This is a genomic window from Streptomyces sp. NRRL S-340, from assembly GCF_000720185.1.
Taxonomy (GTDB): domain Bacteria; phylum Actinomycetota; class Actinomycetes; order Streptomycetales; family Streptomycetaceae; genus Streptomyces.
On record NZ_JOIY01000036.1, the window covers coordinates 60,298 to 79,176 of the forward strand.

General features: G+C 73.1%; 15 protein-coding genes. 12 read left to right on the plus strand and 3 right to left on the minus strand.

The window, feature by feature from the left end; genetic code table 11:
- Positions 1–160: 160 nt before the first annotated feature.
- Together IG64_RS26570 and IG64_RS26575 are read right to left on the minus strand one after the other, a co-directional pair.
- Positions 161–1,072, minus strand: a complete 912-nt coding sequence (locus tag IG64_RS26570) for a carbohydrate kinase family protein (protein ID WP_037860755.1) — start codon at positions 1,070–1,072, stop codon at positions 161–163.
- A complete protein-coding gene (locus tag IG64_RS26575) occupies positions 1,069–2,121 on the minus strand; it encodes a LacI family DNA-binding transcriptional regulator (protein WP_037860757.1) in 1,053 nt (350 codons plus the stop codon). Before IG64_RS26575 ends, IG64_RS26570 begins: the two co-directional genes overlap by 4 nt.
- 191 nt (positions 2,122–2,312) lie before the next feature.
- Between IG64_RS26575 and IG64_RS26580 the strand changes: the two genes are divergently transcribed.
- Positions 2,313–2,738 (plus strand): Rieske (2Fe-2S) protein, encoded by a 426-nt coding sequence (locus tag IG64_RS26580; protein WP_037860759.1) that lies wholly within the window; start codon positions 2,313–2,315, stop codon positions 2,736–2,738.
- Between the two features lie 27 nt (positions 2,739–2,765).
- On the opposite strand, the gene IG64_RS26585 is transcribed toward IG64_RS26580, so the two are convergent.
- Complete coding sequence (locus IG64_RS26585; protein WP_037860761.1) at positions 2,766–3,713, minus strand: hypothetical protein; 948 nt, start codon at positions 3,711–3,713, stop codon at positions 2,766–2,768.
- A gap of 399 nt (positions 3,714–4,112) precedes the next feature.
- On the opposite strand from IG64_RS26585, the gene uvrC reads away from it, so the two are divergent.
- The 11 genes from uvrC to IG64_RS26640 all read left to right on the plus strand — a co-directional run bounded on the left by uvrC (position 4,113) and on the right by IG64_RS26640 (position 18,855).
- Positions 4,113–6,257, plus strand: coding sequence for an excinuclease ABC subunit UvrC (uvrC, locus tag IG64_RS26590; RefSeq protein ID WP_037860763.1), 2,145 nt, complete (start codon positions 4,113–4,115; stop codon positions 6,255–6,257).
- On the plus strand, positions 6,254–7,396 hold the full coding sequence (gene rapZ / locus IG64_RS26595; RefSeq protein WP_037860764.1) for an RNase adapter RapZ: 1,143 nt from the start codon (positions 6,254–6,256) through the stop codon (positions 7,394–7,396). Before uvrC ends, rapZ begins: the two co-directional genes overlap by 4 nt.
- On the plus strand, positions 7,393–8,487 hold the full coding sequence (locus IG64_RS26600; protein WP_037860765.1) for a gluconeogenesis factor YvcK family protein: 1,095 nt from the start codon (positions 7,393–7,395) through the stop codon (positions 8,485–8,487). The genes rapZ and IG64_RS26600 overlap by 4 nt, the downstream gene beginning before the upstream one ends.
- Positions 8,478–9,467, plus strand: a complete 990-nt coding sequence (whiA, locus tag IG64_RS26605; RefSeq protein ID WP_037860766.1) for a DNA-binding protein WhiA — start codon at positions 8,478–8,480, stop codon at positions 9,465–9,467. Before IG64_RS26600 ends, whiA begins: the two co-directional genes overlap by 10 nt.
- Positions 9,468–10,117: 650 nt before the next feature.
- Entirely contained in the window at positions 10,118–13,144 is a 3,027-nt protein-coding gene (locus IG64_RS26610; RefSeq protein ID WP_078884232.1) for a M14 family metallopeptidase, read from the plus strand.
- A gap of 249 nt (positions 13,145–13,393) precedes the next feature.
- Entirely contained in the window at positions 13,394–14,401 is a 1,008-nt protein-coding gene (gap, locus tag IG64_RS26615) for a type I glyceraldehyde-3-phosphate dehydrogenase (protein WP_037860768.1), read from the plus strand.
- A gap of 166 nt (positions 14,402–14,567) precedes the next feature.
- Complete coding sequence (locus IG64_RS26620; protein ID WP_037860769.1) at positions 14,568–15,779, plus strand: phosphoglycerate kinase; 1,212 nt, start codon at positions 14,568–14,570, stop codon at positions 15,777–15,779.
- 5 nt (positions 15,780–15,784) lie between these two features.
- A complete protein-coding gene (gene tpiA / locus IG64_RS26625; protein ID WP_037860771.1) occupies positions 15,785–16,561 on the plus strand; it encodes a triose-phosphate isomerase in 777 nt (258 codons plus the stop codon).
- 107 nt (positions 16,562–16,668) lie between these two features.
- Entirely contained in the window at positions 16,669–16,905 is a 237-nt protein-coding gene (gene secG, locus IG64_RS26630) for a preprotein translocase subunit SecG (protein WP_078884233.1), read from the plus strand.
- 209 nt (positions 16,906–17,114) lie between these two features.
- Positions 17,115–17,450 carry an RNA polymerase-binding protein RbpA gene (locus tag IG64_RS26635; RefSeq protein ID WP_003957010.1) on the plus strand — a complete coding sequence of 112 codons (336 nt, stop codon included), beginning with the start codon at positions 17,115–17,117 and terminating at the stop codon, positions 17,448–17,450.
- Positions 17,451–17,583: 133 nt separating this feature from the next.
- Positions 17,584–18,855 (plus strand): MFS transporter, encoded by a 1,272-nt coding sequence (locus IG64_RS26640; RefSeq protein WP_037860774.1) that lies wholly within the window; start codon positions 17,584–17,586, stop codon positions 18,853–18,855.
- Positions 18,856–18,879: the final 24 nt, after the last annotated feature.

An 18,879-nucleotide genomic window follows, 5' to 3' on the forward strand; every position in this document is an offset into this window, starting at 1 on the left:
TTCCGCCCGACCGCCCGACCGCCTGCGCCCAGGGCCGGCCCCCTCCGGGCCTGCTTTCCGCCTCCTCCGGACGGACCGCACCGGACCGCCTGCACCCCAGGCCCGGCCCCGTCCGGGCCTGCGCCTGGCCCCCTCCGCCCTGAACCGGGTTCCTTCCCGCCTACGGCTCGCCCACCTCGGACGCGTACGGGGGCTCCGCGCCCGGGCGTGAGCAGGTGATCGCCGCCGCACGGGCCGCGAACCGCAGCAGCGCGGTCCAGCCCGCCGCGCCGAGGCCCGCCAGGGCCTCGCGGGACAGCGCGTCGCGGACGGCCAGGCCGTGCAGCAGGGCCGCGTTCACGGTGTCACCGGCGCCGATCGTGTCGACGACCGTCACCTTCTCGCCCGGAACCGAGTGCTCCGCGCCGTCCTGGGTGAACGCCGTGAGCCCGTCCCCGCCGTGGGTGATCACGACGGCCGCCGGCCCCTCGGCCAGCCACTCGCGCGGGGTGCCCCCCAGCCACCGTGCGTCCTCCTCGGAGAGCTTCAGCAACGACACCGAGGGCAGCCAGCTGCGAAAGCGCGCCCGGTAGGCGTCCGGGTCCGGGATCAGCCCGGCCCGGATGTTCGGGTCCAGCGCCGTGAACACCCCCTCGGCCGCCGCGGCCCGCAGCAGCTTCTCGTAGGCGCTCGCACCCGGTTCCAGGACGAGCGAACAGGTGCCGAACGACACCGCGCGTGTACTGGCGGGCAGCGCGGCGGGGGCGGTGAACAGACGGTCGGCGGTGCCGTCGACGTAGAAGGAGTACGCGGCCGATCCGTCCGTCCCGACCGTCGCGACCGCCAGCGTGGTCGGCTCGCTGCCGCGCTGTACGCCCGAGACGTCCACCCCGGCCCGCCGCAGCCCGTCCAGCAGGGCCTCACCGAAGGCGTCGCGCGAGGTGCGGGAACAGAAGGCGGTGGGGGAGCCGAGGCGGCCGAGCGCGACGGCCGTGTTGTAGGGGCCGCCGCCGAGCGCCGGCTTGAGGTCGGCGAGGGCACCGGTGCCCCGCGGTACCAGGTCGATCAGGGCCTCACCGGCGACGACGATCACGAGTCGGTTCCTTCCTCGGGCTGTGCGGGGCAACCGCAGGACGTGCGGTGGACGAACGTGCAGGGCAGACGCACCGTGCGGGCGGGCCGCTCCGGCGCGGCCAGCCGGTCCAGGAGCAGTCGGACCGACCGTGCGCCCAGCTCCCTGCCGGGCTGGGCGATCACGGTCAGCCGGGGCGAGAACAGGTCGGCCCACTCGAAGTCGTCGAAGCAGCACAGCGCCATGTCCTCGGGCACGGACAGGCCCCGCTCGCGCAGGGCGCGCAGGGCGCCGATGGTCATCGCGTTGTTGGCCGTGACGAGCGCCGTGGGCGGTACGGCGAGGGACAGCAGCGCGGCGGTCGCCCGCTGTGCGCCGTCCTCGGCGGAGTCGCCGTGCACGACGAGCCGCTCGTCGTGGGGGAGTCCCGCTGCGGCCAGGCCGTGGCGGTAGCCGGTCATCCGCTCCCGGGTCGTGCTCAGGCCGGGCAGACCCGCGACCAGGCCGATCCGGCGGTGCCCGAGACCGGCGAGGTGGGTGACGAGCCGCGCGGTCGGCCCGGCGCTGTCGGCGCAGATCTGGTCGAAGGGCGGCCCGCCACCGGCTTCGGTGTCCGGTCCGCTGCTGATCAGGCGGTCGAGGAAAACGGTCGGTACGGCGTGCCGCGCGAGGTACGCGACGAGGTCGTGGGGGTGGGCGGAAGGGACGACGATCATGCCGTCCACCCGGCGCTCGTGCAGGAGCTGCACCACGGTGCGCTCATGCGCGGGATCGTCGTGCGGATCGGCGATCAGCAGGCTGTATCCCCGCTCCAGGGCCGCGGCCTCGACTCCCTGGAGGATCTCCGTGAAGTACGGGTTGCTGATGGCGGACACCGCGAGCCCGATGGACCGCGTCCGCGAGGTGACCAGGGAACGGGCGAGACCGTTGGGCGTGTAACCGAGTTGCTCCACCGCGTCGAGCACCGCCTGACGGGTGTGGGGCAGCACGGGGCGGGTGCCGTTCAGCACGTGCGAGACGGTCGCCACGGAGACCCCGGCGCTGCGTGCGACGTCGGCCATGGTCGGCATCGTGTCCCCTCCCCGGAAACCGCGTCCGGCGGTTGCCCGTGGCCGGGACGGTATCGCATCACCGGGTCGGCGTAAACGCTTGCGCAAGCGTTTACGCGCCTCCCGTCCCGCGCCGCCGCCCCGCTCCCCGGCCGGGGGAGGCCGGTCGGTATCGTCGGGCCTGCACCACCCGTCGATCCAGGGGAGTCCCCATGTCAGGCCGTTCCGCCGCGAGCCGCCGTACGATCCTGCGGACGGCGGCCGTCACGCCCGTCGCCGGGCTCGGGCTGGCCGCCTGCGGGCCGGGCGGCGGCAGTGCCTCTTCCGCGGCGCCGACGGCGCCCGTCGACCTCGGCGCCGAGAGCGCCGTCCCCAAGGGCGGCGCCAAACTGTTCCAGGACCACAACGTGGTGGTCAGCAGGACCGCCGACGGCACGCTGAAGGCGTTCAGCACGATCTGCACGCACGCGGGGTGCGCGATCAGCAAGCTGGAGGGCACGACACTGGAGTGCCCGTGCCACGGCAGTCAGTTCGACGCCACGACCGGCAAGGTGGTGCAGTCCCCGGCCACCACTCCGCTGTCCGAACTGCCGGTCCGCGCCGAAGGCGGCAAGATCGTCGCGGGTCCCGGCGCCTGACCGGGCGTACGGCCGGCTCCCGGTCCCTCAGTCCCAGTCCCAGGCGATCCCCATGATCCCCGGCCGCACCCGCGGCTCGACGACGTGGACGGAACGGTGGCGCGCGCTCACCACCAGCTCCTGCCGGCCACCGCGCGGGGCCGCCGCCGACGGCTGGGTGAACCGGTGGCAGCGCGCCGGGAGCGCACCCCCGTCGAAGCGCACCTGCAGGGCGTACTGGCCGCCCGCCGACTCGAAGGTCCGCAGGTACTCCCGGCACACACCCGCGGTGCCGTCCTCGACGCCGTACCGGAAGAGGAACGTGTCCCCGGCCCGCAGCCTGGTGTCGAAGAGGAACTCCGCCACGAGCAGTCCCGTGCCGTGGTCACGGCGTACGCGCCCGGCGCGGCAGTTCTCCAGCGCGTGCACGCGCATGGACTCCGGCACGCACTGCGGGTCTCCCTGGTGGACGGCCACGAACCGGTCCACGCCGTCCCGGTGGGCACGCACGATGTGCTGCGACTCGTGCCCGGCGAGTTCCCGGCGCGCCCCGAGCCGTACGCGCTCGTGGTGGCCGAGGGCCCGCAGTCCGCTGTCGAGAGGGGCGTCCAGCCCGGCCAGCAGGCGGCGCAGGGCGTCCGACGTCTCGACGAGGGAACGGTAGGGGCGCATGCCGGGCCTGTGGGCGACGGTACGTTCCCCGGTCTCGGCCAGCAGCCGGATCAGCGACTCGTCCGGCAGCCGCAGGATCTCCTCCAGGGCCCGCACGGCCCGCAGAGACTCGGGGCGCTGCGGGCGCCGGGCGCCCTGCTGCCAGTAGCTCAGGCTGGTGACCCCGACCCTGACGCCGTGGCGCGACAGATGGTGCTGCACGCGCTGCAAGGGCAGCCCGCGGGCGGCGATCGCGGCGCGCAGCGCCACGTGGAACGGACCGCCCCGCAGGGCCGTGTCCAGTTCCGCGGTGGCGACGTCCGCCTGCTGGGGGGCGTGCGGCATGCAGGGGCCTCTCTGTGAAGGGTGCACGACTGCGGGAAAGGTGCACGACGGCTGGTCAGACCGTTCACGCGGATCGCCGGGACCGCCCGCGGGCAGGAGCGGTGGAGCCGTGCGCGTCCGTACACGTGCGTGTGCCGTCGTCCGCGGCCCCGACGTCCCCCGCATTGAAGCGTGTCGGCCAAGCCCCGACAACACCTGTGACCCCGCGGACGGCGGTCCTGGCCGAGTCCGCACCCCGGCGCCGGCCGGGTCCGGTGCTCTCGTGCGGCACCGCGCACCGCGCGAAGACCGCTGGTCACGGCAGGCAGCCGTACGTGTGTCCGGGCAGCGGCCGGGGGCCCGGGCCGGGTTGTCCACAGGCTCACCGCCCTGTCACCCCGCGCCAGTAGGGTGTGAGACATGGCCGACCCCTCCAGCTACCGCCCCAAGCCGGGAGACATCCCGGACTCTCCCGGGGTGTACAAGTTCCGTGACGAGCACCGCCGGGTGATCTACGTCGGAAAGGCGAAGAGCCTGCGCCAGCGCCTGGCGAACTACTTCCAGGACCTGGCGAACCTCCACCCGCGCACCCGCACCATGGTGACCACGGCCGCCTCCGTGGAGTGGACCGTGGTGTCCACCGAGGTCGAGGCGCTCCAGCTGGAGTACTCCTGGATCAAGGAGTTCGACCCCCGGTTCAACGTCAAGTACCGCGACGACAAGAGCTACCCGTACCTCGCGGTGACGATGAACGAGGAGTTCCCGCGCGTCCAGGTCATGCGCGGCCACAAGAAGAAGGGCGTGCGCTACTTCGGGCCGTACGGGCACGCGTGGGCCATCCGCGACACCGTCGACCTGCTGCTGCGGGTCTTCCCCGTCCGCACCTGCTCGGCCGGCGTCTTCAAGAACGCCGCCCGCACCGGCCGCCCCTGCCTCCTCGGGTACATCGGCAAGTGCTCCGCGCCCTGCGTCGGCCGGGTCTCCGCCGAGGAGCACCGGGAGCTGGCCGAGGAGTTCAGCGACTTCATGGCCGGCCGTACGGGGACGTACCTGCGCCGCCTGGAGCAGCGGATGGCGCAGGCGGCCGAGGAGATGGAGTACGAGCGGGCCGCCCGCCTGCGCGACGACATCGGGGCCCTGAAGAAGGCCATGGAGAAGAGCGCGGTCGTGCTCGCCGACGCGACCGACGCCGACCTCATCGCCGTCGCCGAGGACGAGCTGGAGGCCGCCGTGCAGATCTTCCACGTGCGCGGCGGACGCGTGCGGGGCCAGCGCGGCTGGGTGACCGACAAGGTGGAGGAGGTCACCACCGGCGCCCTCGTCGAGCACGCCCTGCAGCAGCTGTACGGCGAGGAGAGCGGGGACGCCGTCCCCAAGGAGGTCCTCGTCCCCGCCCTGCCCGACCCGGTCGAGCCGGTCCAGCAGTGGCTCACCGACCGCCGTGGCGCGAACGTGTCCCTGCGCATCCCCCAGCGCGGCGACAAGAAGGCGCTCATGGAGACCGTCCAGCGCAACGCGCTGCAGGCGCTCGCGCTGCACAAGACCAGGCGCGCCTCGGACCTGACCACCCGCTCGCGCGCCCTGGAGGAGATCGCCGACGCCCTCGGCCTGGACAGCGCCCCCCTGCGGATCGAGTGCTACGACATCTCCCACCTCCAGGGCGACGACGTGGTGGCCTCCATGGTCGTCTTCGAGGACGGGCTCCAGCGCAAGGGCGAGTACCGGCGCTTCCAGATCAAGGGCTTCGAGGGGCAGGACGACGTCCGCTCCATGCACGAGGTGATCACCCGGCGCTTCAGGCGGTACCTGGCGGAGAAGGAGCGCACCGGCGAGTGGGCCGACGGCGAGGAGGGGGCCGTGCCCGACGGGACGGCCGCCGCCACCGTCGACGGCTCGCCCGCCGAAGCATCCGGAGGGCCGGCCGGCAGCACGGCCGCCGGCCCGGCCGGCGCCTTCACCGAGGACGACGGACGCCCCAAGCGGTTCGCCTACCCGCCGCAGCTCGTCGTCGTCGACGGCGGCCAGCCGCAGGTCGCCGCGGCCCAGAGGGCCCTGGACGAGCTGGGCATCGACGACATCGCGGTGTGCGGGCTGGCCAAGCGCCTGGAGGAGGTCTGGGTGCCCGGTGAGGACGACCCGGTGGTCCTGCCGCGCAGCAGCGAGGGGCTGTACCTGCTGCAGCGCGTCCGTGACGAGGCCCACCGCTTCGCCATCACCTACCAGCGCACCAGACGCGCCAAGCGCTTCCGGGCGGGCCCGCTGGACGACGTGCCCGGTCTGGGCGAGACGCGCAAGCGGGCGCTGCTCAAGCATTTCGGCTCGGTGAAGAGGCTGCGGTCCGCCACAATCGACCAGATCTGCGAGGTGCCCGGCATAGGCCGCAAGACGGCCGAGACGATCGCCGTGGCCCTGGCCCAGGCGGCCCCGGCCGCACCCGCCGTGAACACGGCGACCGGAGAGATCATGGAAGACGAGGAAGAGACGGCACCCGGGACGACGCCGGGGGCCGCAGGGGAACCCGTGCCCACGGGCGCCCCGGCCGAACGACGGGGGCAGGAGACATGACCGAGGACGAGACGCAGCCCACAGCGCCACGAGATCAGACAGCGGCGCAACCCGACCGGGCCCGCACGGCGTCCCGGGAACAGACACCCGCGCCGGCGCACCGGGAAGCGGCCGCGGACACGCACGCGGACAGGAGCGCGCCGGCGCACGGGGACACGCACACGCAGACGCCCGCGGACGCGCCCCCGCAATCGCACGAGGACCAGCGGCAGCACCCGGTCCAGGAACACGGAGCACAGGTGAGTACGGGCATCGACACGGCAGGCGTCCCCGACGCGGCCATCCCCGAACTGGTGATCATCTCCGGCATGTCGGGGGCGGGCCGGTCGACGGCCGCCAAGTGCCTGGAGGACCTCGGCTGGTTCGTCGTCGACAACCTGCCGCCGGCGCTGATCCCCACCATGGTGGAACTGGGCGCCCGCTCGCAGGGCAACGTCGCGCGCATCGCGGTCGTCGTCGACGTCCGCGGCCGCCGTTTCTTCGACAACCTCCGCGAGTCCCTGGCCGACCTGGAGGCGCGCGACGTCACGCGGCGGATCGTCTTCCTGGAGTCCTCCGACGAGGCCCTGGTGCGCCGCTTCGAGTCGGTGCGCCGCCCCCACCCCCTCCAGGGCGACGGCCGCATCGTCGACGGCATCGCCGCCGAGCGGGAGCTGCTGCGCGAGCTGCGCGGCGACGCCGACCTCGTCATCGACACCTCCAGCCTCAACGTGCACGAACTGCGCGCCAAGATGGACGCCCAGTTCGCCGGCGAGGAGGAGCCCGAGCTGCGGGCCACCGTGATGTCCTTCGGCTTCAAGTACGGCCTCCCGGTCGACGCCGACCTGGTCGCCGACATGCGGTTCCTGCCCAACCCGCACTGGGTGCCGGAGCTGCGCCCGTACACCGGGCTCAACGAGGAGGTCGCCGGGTACGTCTTCAACCAGCCCGGCGCCAAGGAGTTCCTGGACCGCTACGCCGAACTGCTGCGGCTCGTCGCGGCCGGCTACCGCCGGGAGGGCAAGCGGTACGTGACCATCGCCATCGGCTGCACGGGCGGCAAGCACCGCTCGGTGGCCATGTCGGAGAAGCTCGCCGCGCGACTGGCGGCCGAGGGTGTGGAGACCGTCGTCGTCCACCGGGACATGGGGCGCGAGTGACCGGACGTACTCCGCGGCTGAGCAGACTGCGCCGCGCGGTCCCCGAGGGGCGCGCGGCACGTCTGGCGGCCGAGGGGCGGGCCGGCCGGCCCGCCGAGGCCCGCGGCGCACGGCCGCGCCGACGGGGCGCCCAGCCCAAGGTGGTCGCCCTCGGCGGCGGCATGGGCCTGTCCGCCTCGCTCGCCGCCCTGCGCCGGATCACCGGCGACCTCACCGCCGTCGTCACCGTGGCCGACGACGGCGGCTCCAGCGGGCGGCTGCGCGACGAACTGGGCGTGCTGCCCCCCGGCGACCTGCGCAAGGCGCTGGCGGCGCTGTGCGGGGACGACGACTGGGGCCAGACCTGGGCGCGCGTCATCCAGCACCGCTTCACCTCCCAGGGCGACCTGCACGACCACGCGGTCGGCAACCTGCTGATCGTCGCGCTGTGGGAACAGCTCGGCGACCACGTCCAGGCCCTCGACCTGGTCGGCAAGCTGCTGGGCGCGCACGGGCGCGTACTGCCCATGTCCGCCGTGCCGCTGGAGCTTCAGGCCCTGGTCAAGGGCCACGACGTGGACCGGCCCGACGACGTCGACACGGTCCGCGGCCAGGCGACCGTCGCGCTCACCCCGGGCGAGGTGCAGTCCGTGCACCTGGTGCCGCACGACCCGCCCGCCGTGCCCGAGGCCGTCGAGGCGGTCCTGGACGCGGACTGGGTGGTGCTCGGCCCCGGCTCCTGGTTCTCCTCGGTCATCCCGCACCTGCTCGTGCCCCAGCTCCTCGACGCGCTCACCGAGACGAAGGCGCGCCGGGTCCTCTCCTTGAACCTCGCCCCGCAACCGGGAGAAACCGCCGGCTTCTCCCCGCAGCGTCATTTGGAGGTTTTGGGACGACACGCCCCTAAACTCGCCCTGGACGTGGTGCTGGCCGACGAGGCCGCCGTGCCCGACCGCGAAGTCCTCACCGAGGCCGCCAAGCGGTTCGGCGCCGCGGTCGAGCTGGCGCCGGTGGCCCGGAGGGACGGAACTCCGCGGCACGACCCGGAGCTGCTGGCCGCCGCGTACGACCGTATTTTTCGGATGCATGGAAGGATCGGCCCATGGCGATGACGGCAGCGGTGAAGGATGAGATCTCCCGGCTCCCCGTCACCCGGACCTGCTGCAGGAAGGCGGAGGTCTCCGCCATTCTGCGGTTCGCCGGCGGCCTCCACCTGGTCAGCGGGCGCATCGTGATCGAGGCGGAACTGGACACCGCGATGGCGGCGCGGCGCCTGAAGCGGGACATCCTGGAGATCTTCGGGCACAGCTCGGAGCTGATCGTGATGGCGCCCGGCGGCCTGCGCCGCGGCTCGCGCTACGTGGTCCGGGTCGTCGCGGGCGGCGACCAGCTCGCCCGCCAGACCGGCCTGGTGGACGGCCGCGGCCGCCCGATCCGCGGCCTGCCCCCGCAGGTGGTCTCGGGGGCCACCTGCGACGCGGAGGCCGCCTGGCGCGGCGCGTTCCTCGCGCACGGCTCGCTCACCGAGCCCGGCCGCTCCTCCTCGCTGGAGGTGACCTGCCCGGGCCCGGAGGCCGCGCTCGCCCTGGTCGGCGCCGCCCGCAGACTCTCCATCGCCGCCAAGGCCCGCGAGGTGCGTGGAGTGGACCGGGTGGTCGTCCGTGACGGTGACGCGATCGGCGCGCTGTTGACGCGTCTGGGCGCGCACGAGTCCGTACTGGCCTGGGAGGAGCGGCGGATGCGCCGCGAGGTCCGCGCCACGGCGAACCGGCTGGCCAACTTCGACGACGCCAACCTGCGCCGTTCGGCCCGCGCGGCGGTCGCCGCCGGTGCCCGGGTGCAGCGCGCCCTGGAGATCCTCGCGGACGACGTCCCCGAGCACCTGGCCGCCGCGGGGCGCCTGCGCATGGAGCACAAGCAGGCCTCGCTGGAGGAACTGGGCGCGCTCGCCGACCCGCCGCTGACCAAGGACGCCGTCGCCGGCCGCATCCGCCGGCTGCTGGCCATGGCCGACAAGCGCGCCGCCGACCTGGGCATCCCCGGGACGGAGGCCAACCTCAGCGAGGAACTGGCGGACAACCTCGCGGGCTGAGCCGCGTGCGCCGCGCAGCAGGGCCCGTCCGCCGGGACGGCCGGGTCCGGCCACCCCTTCGGACGGGCACCGTCGGACCACGTGCCGCCCCCGCCCGGCCGGTCCGGCCGCGCCTTCGTCTCATAGCCGACGGCCGCGCACGGGACCGGGCCTGACCCGCAGGCTTGTATGCCGGCTCCGGATGCCGAGGGCCGCTCCACGGCCGGGACACCGGGCGGGCGCGCGGGCCTGAAGGCCGCCGACCGTGCCCGCGCCCCGGACCCGCAGACCCGCCGCCGGCCCCGGCCGGCCGAGGGCCGCGCCCCGGCCGGCCGGCGGCCGTACACGGGACTTGGCCCGGCCTGCGGGCCGTCGCCCCCGGACGCCGCCGGCCGTGCCCAGGCGCCTGACCCGCAGACCCGCCCGCCGACCCCGGATGCCGACGGCCGCCCCCGGCCCCCGGCCGGCCGACGGCCGTCCCCGGGACCCGGCCTGGTCCGGAGGCCCCCAGGTCCGCGGGCCCCAGGCCTCAGGCCCGCAGACCCACCCACCCCCCCGCGCCGACCCTGATGTCCGTCACCGTGACTGAGGAGGCACCCTTGACCCGTGGCCCGAGTGACATGAACCTGGCAGGTCTCCGCCGGTCCGGCGGACCACCGTCAGGGGGGTTCATGAGACGCAGCACGAGACACGGAGCGAGATCGGTTCTGGCCGTCGGCGCGCTCCTGCTCGGCGGAGCGGGCCTCGCGCCCCTCGCCCAGGCGCAGGGCGCTGCCTCACCCCGGCCGGCTCCGGACGAGGTGAAGGTGTTCCGCGCCGACGTCACCGCGCGGCAGGTGCCCCTGCTGCTGAAAGCCGGTCAGGACGCCCACGAACTGGGGAACCGGGTGCCCGGCGAGGGCCAAAGCACCGTCGAGCTGTACCTCACCGACGCGCAGGCCGGAAAGCTGCGCGAGCAGGGCGTCCGGCTCGCCGAGCACTCGCTCACGGCCGCGACGCGCAGGCGGGTGGCCACGGCCGGCCAGGGCGTGTTCCGGCCCTACAGCGGCAAGGGCGGCCTGCGCGAGGAGATCCTCGGCACCGCCCGGGCCCACCCCGGCCTCACCAAGGTCGTCTCCCTCGGCACGACGGTGCGCGGACAGGACATCCTCGCCCTGAAGCTGACCGGCCGCGCGCGCGAGACGAGGGACGGCGCCAAGCCCGCCGTGCTGTACCTGTCCAACCAGCACGCGCGCGAGTGGATCACGCCGGAGATGACGCGCCGGCTGATGCACTACTACCTGGACCACTACCGCACCGACCGCAGGATCAGGAGGATCGTCGACACCACCGAACTGTGGTTCGTCCTCTCCGCCAACCCCGACGGCTACGACTACACCTTCAAGGACGACAGCACCCGGCTGTGGCGCAAGAACCTGCGGGACGCCAACGGCGACGGCGTCGTCTCCAGCGGCGACGGCGTCGACCTCAACCGCAACTTCCCCTACAAGTGGGGCTACGACGACGAGGGTTCGTCACCGGAGCCCGCCGGTGAGACCTACCGGGGTCCGGCACCGGCGAGCGAGCCCGAGACGCGGGCGCTCGACCGGTTCGAGAAGCGAGTCCGCTTCCGGTACGCCGTCAACTACCACTCCGCGGCCGAACTCCTGCTCTACGGCGTCGGCTGGCAGGTGGCGACCCCGACACCGGACGACGTCCTCTACCGGGCGCTCGCCGGCACCCCGGACCACCCGGCGATCCCCGGCTACCGCTCCCAGCTCTCCTCGGAGCTGTACACCACCAACGGCGAGGCGGACGGGCACGCGGGCAACGTCAACGGCACGGCCATGTTCACGCCCGAGATGTCCACGTGCGAGACCGCCTCCGACTCCGACCCGGACGACGCCTGGAACGCCGCCGACTGCCGGTCGGTCTTCACCTTCCCCGACGACGAGAAGCTGATCCGGCGGGAGTTCGAGAAGAACGTCCCCTTCGCGCTCGCCGTCGCCGAGACCGCCGCCCACCCCGACCGGCCGAGTTCACCGGCCGGCCCGCCGGCCGCCGACTTCACCCCGGCCGAGTTCTCGACGTCGTACGCGCGCGGCGCCGCACAGGAGGTCTCGGTCGTCGTCCGGAAGTCCGTGCGGGACAAGGAACTGCGCTACCGCGTCGACGGCGGGCCGGTCCGGACGGGAGCCCTGCGGCCCTGGAAGGGCGGCACCACCTACGGCGGCGCGGACCACCTCTACTTCGACGAGTACCGGGCCCACGTCCACGGCGCCGCTCCGGGCGACCGGGTCGAGGTGTGGTTCACCGGCCGCACGGGCAGCGGACCCGGGACCGGGAAGCGGACGGCGAGCGAGCACTTCACCTACACCGTGGCGCGCCTCCCGTCCGCCGGCCCGCACGCAAGCACCCGTGCAGGCACGCACGCGGACACCCGCGCCGACACCCTCGTCGTCGCGGAGGAGGGCGCCCCGGCCGTCCGGGCGGCCGTGTACGTGGACGCCCTGCGGGCGAACGGCCACCGGGCGCTCGTCTGGGACGTCGCCACCCAGGGCGCGCCCGACGCGCTCGGCGTGCTGAAGCACTTCAGGACGGTCGTGCACTACTCGGGCGCCCCGGGGCCGGGCAACGCCACCCAGCTCCAGCTGCGTTCCTACCTCAACGAGGGCGGACGGCTGATCGAGGCCGGCGAGCAGGCCGGCGGCAGCGTCGACCTCGGTGGCGGGAACCTCTCGGACGACTTCAGCCAGTACTACCTGGGGGCCTACTCGCGCACCCCGGCCCCCGGGGCAACCGGCTTCACCGGCGCGGGGAAGCTGGCAGGCTTCTCCGGCGCGCTCGGCGACGCGCCCGGCGAGCCGCTCGACGGGGCCGGTGCCTACGGGGTGACGTCACAGGAGCTGCCGGCGGCCGACCACCCGTCGTTCGCGAGCGAGGCGGCGGGGCGGTTCACCGGTACCGCCGACCCGTACAGCCCGTACACCGGCTCCTTCATGGCCGCCGCCGTGCACACCGACGACGCCTACAAGCGCCTCACCCGCACCGTCGACCTCACCGGGGTCACCGCGGCGGACCGGCCCACCCTCAGCACCCGCCTGCTGTGGGACACCGAGCGCGGCTACGACCACGCGCTGCTGGAGGTCCACACCACCGGCGCCGACGACTGGACGACGCTGCCGGAGGCGGGCGGCAGGAGCACCGCGGCCGTGCCCGCCGAGTGCGGGGCCGGGTTCCTGATCGCCGACCACCCCTGGCTCAGGCACTACCTGACGCCGGCCTCCGGCGGCTGCGCCGCCCACGGCACCAGCGGGGCGTGGAACAGCTTCACCGGCTCCTCCGGCGGGTGGCAGCAGGCGAGTTTCGACCTGAGCGCGTACGCCGGGCGGACGGTCGAGGTCTCCCTCGCCTACGTCAGCGACCCCGGCACCGGCGGCCACGGCGTCCTGGCCGACGACACCTCGCTCGTCGTCGGCGGCACCGCGCGGGACACCGAGGGCTTCGAGACGTCGCTCGGCCCCTGGAAGGTGTCAGGACCGCCTCCGGGCAGCCCGGCCGTCCGCAAGGACTGGGCCCGCACCGGCACCCTCTTCCGGACGTACGCGGCGGTCACCACCGACCGTTCCGTGCTGCTCGGGTTCGGGCTCGGACACCTCCGCTCGGCGGCCGGCCGGGCGGCCCTCGTGGGGCGCGCGATGGCGGCACTCGACAAGTGAGCCGGGGCCCGCACGAAAGAGTGATGAATACGGTCAACGCGCACGGACACTCCGTACTCTAATGGAGTGATTCGGGCGCCCGGCCGCGACGGCCCGGACCCCTACTGGCGCGTACGGCTCGCCATGCCCTCCAGGGGGTCTCCGAATGTCACTCAGGAGGCTCCAGGGAGGTAGGGTCGTGGGTGGTCGGGGACATCCCAATACAGCTCGCCGGCGTCGAAACCGGCGTACCAACGAGGAGATCGGTTCGTGACGATCCGCGTAGGCATCAACGGCTTTGGCCGCATCGGTCGTAACTACTTCCGCGCGCTGCTGGAGCAGGGTGCAGACATCGAGATCGTGGCTGTCAACGACCTGGGTGACACCGCGACCACCGCTCACCTGCTGAAGTACGACACCATCCTCGGCCGCCTCAAGCAGGAGGTCACGCACACCGAGGACACCATCACCGTCGACGGCAAGGCCATCAAGGTCCTCTCCGAGCGCAACCCGGCCGACATCCCCTGGGGTGAGCTGGGCGTGGACATCGTCATCGAGTCCACCGGCATCTTCACCAAGAAGGAAGACGCCGAGAAGCACATCGCCGGCGGCGCCAAGAAGGTCATCATCTCCGCTCCGGCGAAGAACGAGGACGTCACCATCGTGATGGGCGTCAACCAGGACAAGTACGACGCCGCCAAGGACAACGTCATCTCCAACGCCTCGTGCACCACCAACTGTGTGGCGCCGATGGCGAAGGTCCTCGACGAGAACTTCGGCATCGTCCGCGGCCTGATGACCACGGTGCACGCGTACACGAACGACCAGCGGATCCTGGACTTCCCGCACAAGGACCTGCGCCGCGCCCGCGCCGCCGCCGAGAACATCATCCCGACCACCACCGGTGCCGCCAAGGCCACCGCGCTGGTCCTCCCGCAGCTCAAGGGCAAGCTGGACGGCATGGCGATGCGCGTCCCGGTCCCGACCGGCTCGGTCACCGACCTCGTCGTCGAGCTGTCCCGCGAGGTCACCAAGGAAGAGGTCAACGCCGCCTTCCAGAAGGCCGCCGAGGGCGAGCTGAAGGGCATCCTCGAGTACACCGAGGACCCGATCGTCTCCTCGGACATCGTCAACGCCCCGGCGTCCTGCACCTTCGACTCCTCCCTGACGATGGTCCAGGAGGGCAAGAACGTGAAGGTCATCGGCTGGTACGACAACGAGTGGGGCTACTCCAACCGCCTCGTCGACCTCACGGTCTTCATCGGCAACCAGCTCTGATCGGCAGAGCAGGCACCTCGATGTGAGAACAGGGCTCGGGCAGCGCACCACCGCGCGGTCCGGGCCCTGACGCACGTACGGCGGGCCGCTTCCTGCGGCCCGCCCGCGTGCGGATCGACCGGCCCTCGTACGATCAAGAGCCCCTCCTCCCAGGAGTCCCATTCCCATGAAGACGATCGACGAACTTCTCAGCGAAGGTGTGGACGGCAAGCGGGTCTTCGTCCGCGCCGACCTCAACGTGCCGCTGGCCGACGGTGTCATCACCGACGACGGCCGCATCCGCGCCGTGCTGCCCACCGTGAAGGCGCTCGCCGGCGCCGGCGCCAAGGTGATCGTGGCCTCGCACCTGGGCCGCCCCAAGGGTGCCCCGGACCCCGCCTTCTCGCTGCTGCCCGCCGCCGAGCGGCTCGGTGAACTGCTGGGCGCCCCCGTGGCCTTCGCCCAGGACACCGTCGGCCCCGCCGCGCACGCCGCGGTGGACGGCCTGCAGCCCGGCCAGGTCGCGGTCATCGAGAACCTGCGCTTCAACCCCGGCGAGACCGCCAAGGACGACGCCGAGCGCGGCGCCTTCGCCGACGCCCTCGCCGCTCTCGCGGACGTCTACGTCGGCGACGGGTTCGGCGCGGTGCACCGCGGGCACGCCTCGGTCTACGACCTGCCGGCCCGGCTGCCGCACTACGCCGGTTACCTCATCGCCACCGAGGTCGGCGTCCTGAAGAAGCTCACCGAGGACGTCAAGCGCCCCTACGTCGTCGCCCTCGGCGGCGCCAAGGTCTCCGACAAGCTCGCCGTCATCGACCAGCTGCTCGGCAAGGCCGACCGGCTGCTCATCGGCGGCGGCATGGCGTACACCTTCCTCAAGGCCAAGGGTTACGAGGTCGGCAAGTCCCTCCTCCAGGAGGACCAGATCCCGGCCGTCAAGGAGTACATGGAGCGCGCCGAGAAGCTGGGCGTCGAGCTGGTGCTGCCGGTGGACGCGCTGGTCTCGCCCGACTTCCCGGACCTGAAGACCAAGGCCCCGGCGCACCCCACCGCGGTCGCCGCCGACGCCATCCCGGCCGACCAGGAGGGCCTGGACATCGGGCCGCGGACCCGGGAGCTGTACGCCTCGAAGCTCGCCGACGCCGCCACCGTCTTCTGGAACGGCCCGATGGGCGTCTTCGAGCACCCCGACTTCGCCGAGGGCACCAAGGCGGTCGCCCAGGCCCTCGTCGACTCCGGCGGATTCACCGTGGTCGGTGGCGGTGACTCCGCCGCGGCGGTCCGTACGCTCGGTTTCGACGAGAACGCATTCGGCCACATCTCGACCGGCGGCGGCGCCTCCCTCGAATACCTCGAGGGCAAGACGCTCCCCGGCCTCGCCGCACTGGAGGACTGACCTCAATGACCACCCGCACGCCGCTGATGGCGGGCAACTGGAAGATGAACCTCAACCACCTCGAGGCCATCGCGCACGTCCAGAAGCTCGCCTTCGCCCTGGCCGACAAGGACTACGACGCCGTCGAGGTCGCCGTCCTGCCGCCCTTCACCGACCTGCGCTCGGTGCAGACCCTGGTCGACGGCGACAAGCTCAAGATCAAGTACGGTGCCCAGGACATCTCGCAGCACGACTCCGGCGCCTACACCGGCGAGATCTCCGGCCCGATGCTGGCCAAGCTCAAGTGCACCTACGTGGCGATCGGGCACTCCGAGCGGCGCCAGTACCACAACGAGACCGACGAGCTGGTGAACGCCAAGGTCAAGGCCGCCTACAAGCACGGCCTGACCCCGATCCTGTGCGTCGGCGAGGAGCTGGACGTCCGCGAGGCCGGCGACCACGTCTCCCACACCCTCGCCCAGGTCGAGGGCGGTCTGAAGGACGTCCCGGCCGAGCAGGCCGAGTCCGTCGTGATCGCCTACGAGCCCGTCTGGGCCATCGGAACCGGCAAGGTCTGCGGCGCCGAGGACGCCCAGGAGGTCTGCGCCGCCATCCGTGCCAAGCTCGCCGAGCTGTACTCGCAGGACGTGGCCGACAAGATCCGCATCCAGTACGGCGGCTCCGTCAAGTCGGGCAACGTCGCCGAGATCATGGGCCAGGCCGACATCGACGGCGCCCTGGTCGGCGGCGCCTCGCTGGACGCCGACGAGTTCGTCAAGATCGTCAGGTTCCGCGAGCAGTGAGCCGGACGTGAGTAGGCGGTAGCGGCGATACGTCGTACCCTGGCGGGGGCACAGCCGAGGTGCTGTGCCCCCGTCGTCCATCCGTATCCGAGGAAGTTGGTCCAGCCGTGGTTTTGGGGTTCTCGATCGCCCTGATCGTCTTCAGCCTGCTGCTGATGCTGCTGGTGCTGATGCACAAGGGGAAGGGCGGCGGCCTCTCCGACATGTTCGGCGGCGGCATGCAGTCGTCCGTCGGCGGTTCCTCCGTCGCCGAGCGCAACCTCGACCGCATCACCGTCGTGGTCGGTCTGCTGTGGCTCGCGTGCATCATCGTCCTCGGCATCCTGATGAAGTCCAACAGCTGACGAGCGGGCGAACGCCGTACATTCCGCACGGAAGGCCCCATGGTCGGTACGCGCTCACGAGCGCGGCCTATCATGGGGCTTGCGTCTGTGTGCGGGGGGCGGTAACTCCCATCACTGGACGCGCGTTGGGCCTTACGTAGACTGAGGCGCTCGCAGCGAAGCGGTACGCCGACTCGTTTCGCGGCACCATCACGCAGGGAGTTACGACCGTGGCAAGTGGCAACGCGATCCGGGGGAGCCGGGTCGGAGCGGGGCCGATGGGCGAGGCCGAGCGCGGCGAGTCCGCGCCGCGCCTGCGCATCTCCTTCTGGTGCTCCAACGGGCACGAGACGCAGCCCAGTTTCGCCAGCGACGCACAGGTGCCCGACACCTGGGACTGCCCGCGCTGCGGCTTCCCGGCCGGCCAGGACCGGGACAACCCGCCGGACCCGCCGCGCACCGAGCCCTACAAGACGCACCTCGCCTACGTGCGCGAGCGGCGCAGCGACGCGGACGGCGAGGCGATCCTCGCCGAGGCGCTCGCCAAACTGCGGGGCGAGATCTAGCAGTTGACGCCCCGTCGGGTGCCGTCCCGGCACTCGCGACGAGGCCGCGCCCTCCCCGGCCGGCCACCGCCGAGGCGATTGTCAGTGGTGCCCTCTACGGTTTGTGCATCGGCGAATCGTGAGGGGGGCGGCGATGACGACGCTGGACGCGGCCGAGGCCGTGACACGGCCCGCGTGGGGCGGGGCTTTCGGACGGCTGTGGAGCGCCGCCGTGCTCTCCAGCTTCGGAGACGCGCTGCGCACGGCCGCGCTGCCCCTGCTCGCCGCCTCCCTGACCACTGACCCCCTGCTCATCGCCTCCGTCGCGGCCTGCGGCTATCTGCCCTGGATCCTCTTCGGGCTGCTGGGCGGAGCGGTGGCCGACCGGGTGGACCAGCGGCGCGCGATGTGGACGGTGGACGCGGTACGCGGCCTGCTGGTGGGTGGTTTCGCCGTGACCGTCGCCCTCGGGCACGCCTCGATCGCCCTGCTCATCGCCCTGGCCTTCGCGCTCACCACGCTCCAGACCCTCTTCGACAACGCGGCGACGGCCCTGCTGCCCGCCCTGGTGGACCGGACGGCGCTCGGCCGCGCCAACGCCCGGCTGATGACGGGGCAGCGCATCGCCGGTGGCCTCCTGGGCGGCCCGGTGGTGCCCGCCCTGCTCGGCGCCGGCGCCGCCGCGCCCTTCGCCGCCGACGCCGTCACCTTCGTCCTGGCCGCGGCGCTCGTGGCCTCGCTGCGCACCGCGGCACCCGAGCGCGGGCCGAGACCGGCGGGCAGCACCCTGCGCCGGGAGATCACCGACGGTCTGCGCGTGCTGGGGCGGGACCGGGCCCTGAGAGGGCTGTGCACCGCCACCGCCCTGTGCAACATCGGCATGGCCGCCCTCATCGCCGCCCTGGTCGTGCTGGTGACGCGCTGGCTGCACGCCGGACCCGGCGGGTACGCGGCCGCGATGACCGCCTACACGGTCGGCAGTCTGGCCGGGGGAGCGGCCAACGGCCCGATCGTCGCCCGCCTCGGCCGGATGCGGGCCGTACTGCTGGCCGGAACGACGCAGATCGCGGCCCTCACCGTCATGGGCACGGTGCGCAGCCTGACCGCTCTGGTGGCGGCGATGGCCGTCTTCGGCCTCATGGGCATGGTGTGGAACGTCAACACGACCACGCTGATGCAGCAGCGCAGCCCCGCCCCGATGCTGGGCCGGGTCAGCGCCGCCTTCCGGACCCTGGCCGTCGCCGGGGCTCCGCTGGGCGCCCTGCTGGGCGGTGCCGTCGCCACCGCCTGGGGCCCCGGCACACCGGCGCTGCTCACGGCCGGGTTCTTCGTCCTGTCCGTCGCCGCGCTGATACGCGTGCGCGAGCAGCCCCTCCCCGGCGGCGCCGCCGGGGACGGCGCGGCGGGCGCACAGGACACCCGCTGAGCGGGCGGGGGCCAGGCATGCGTG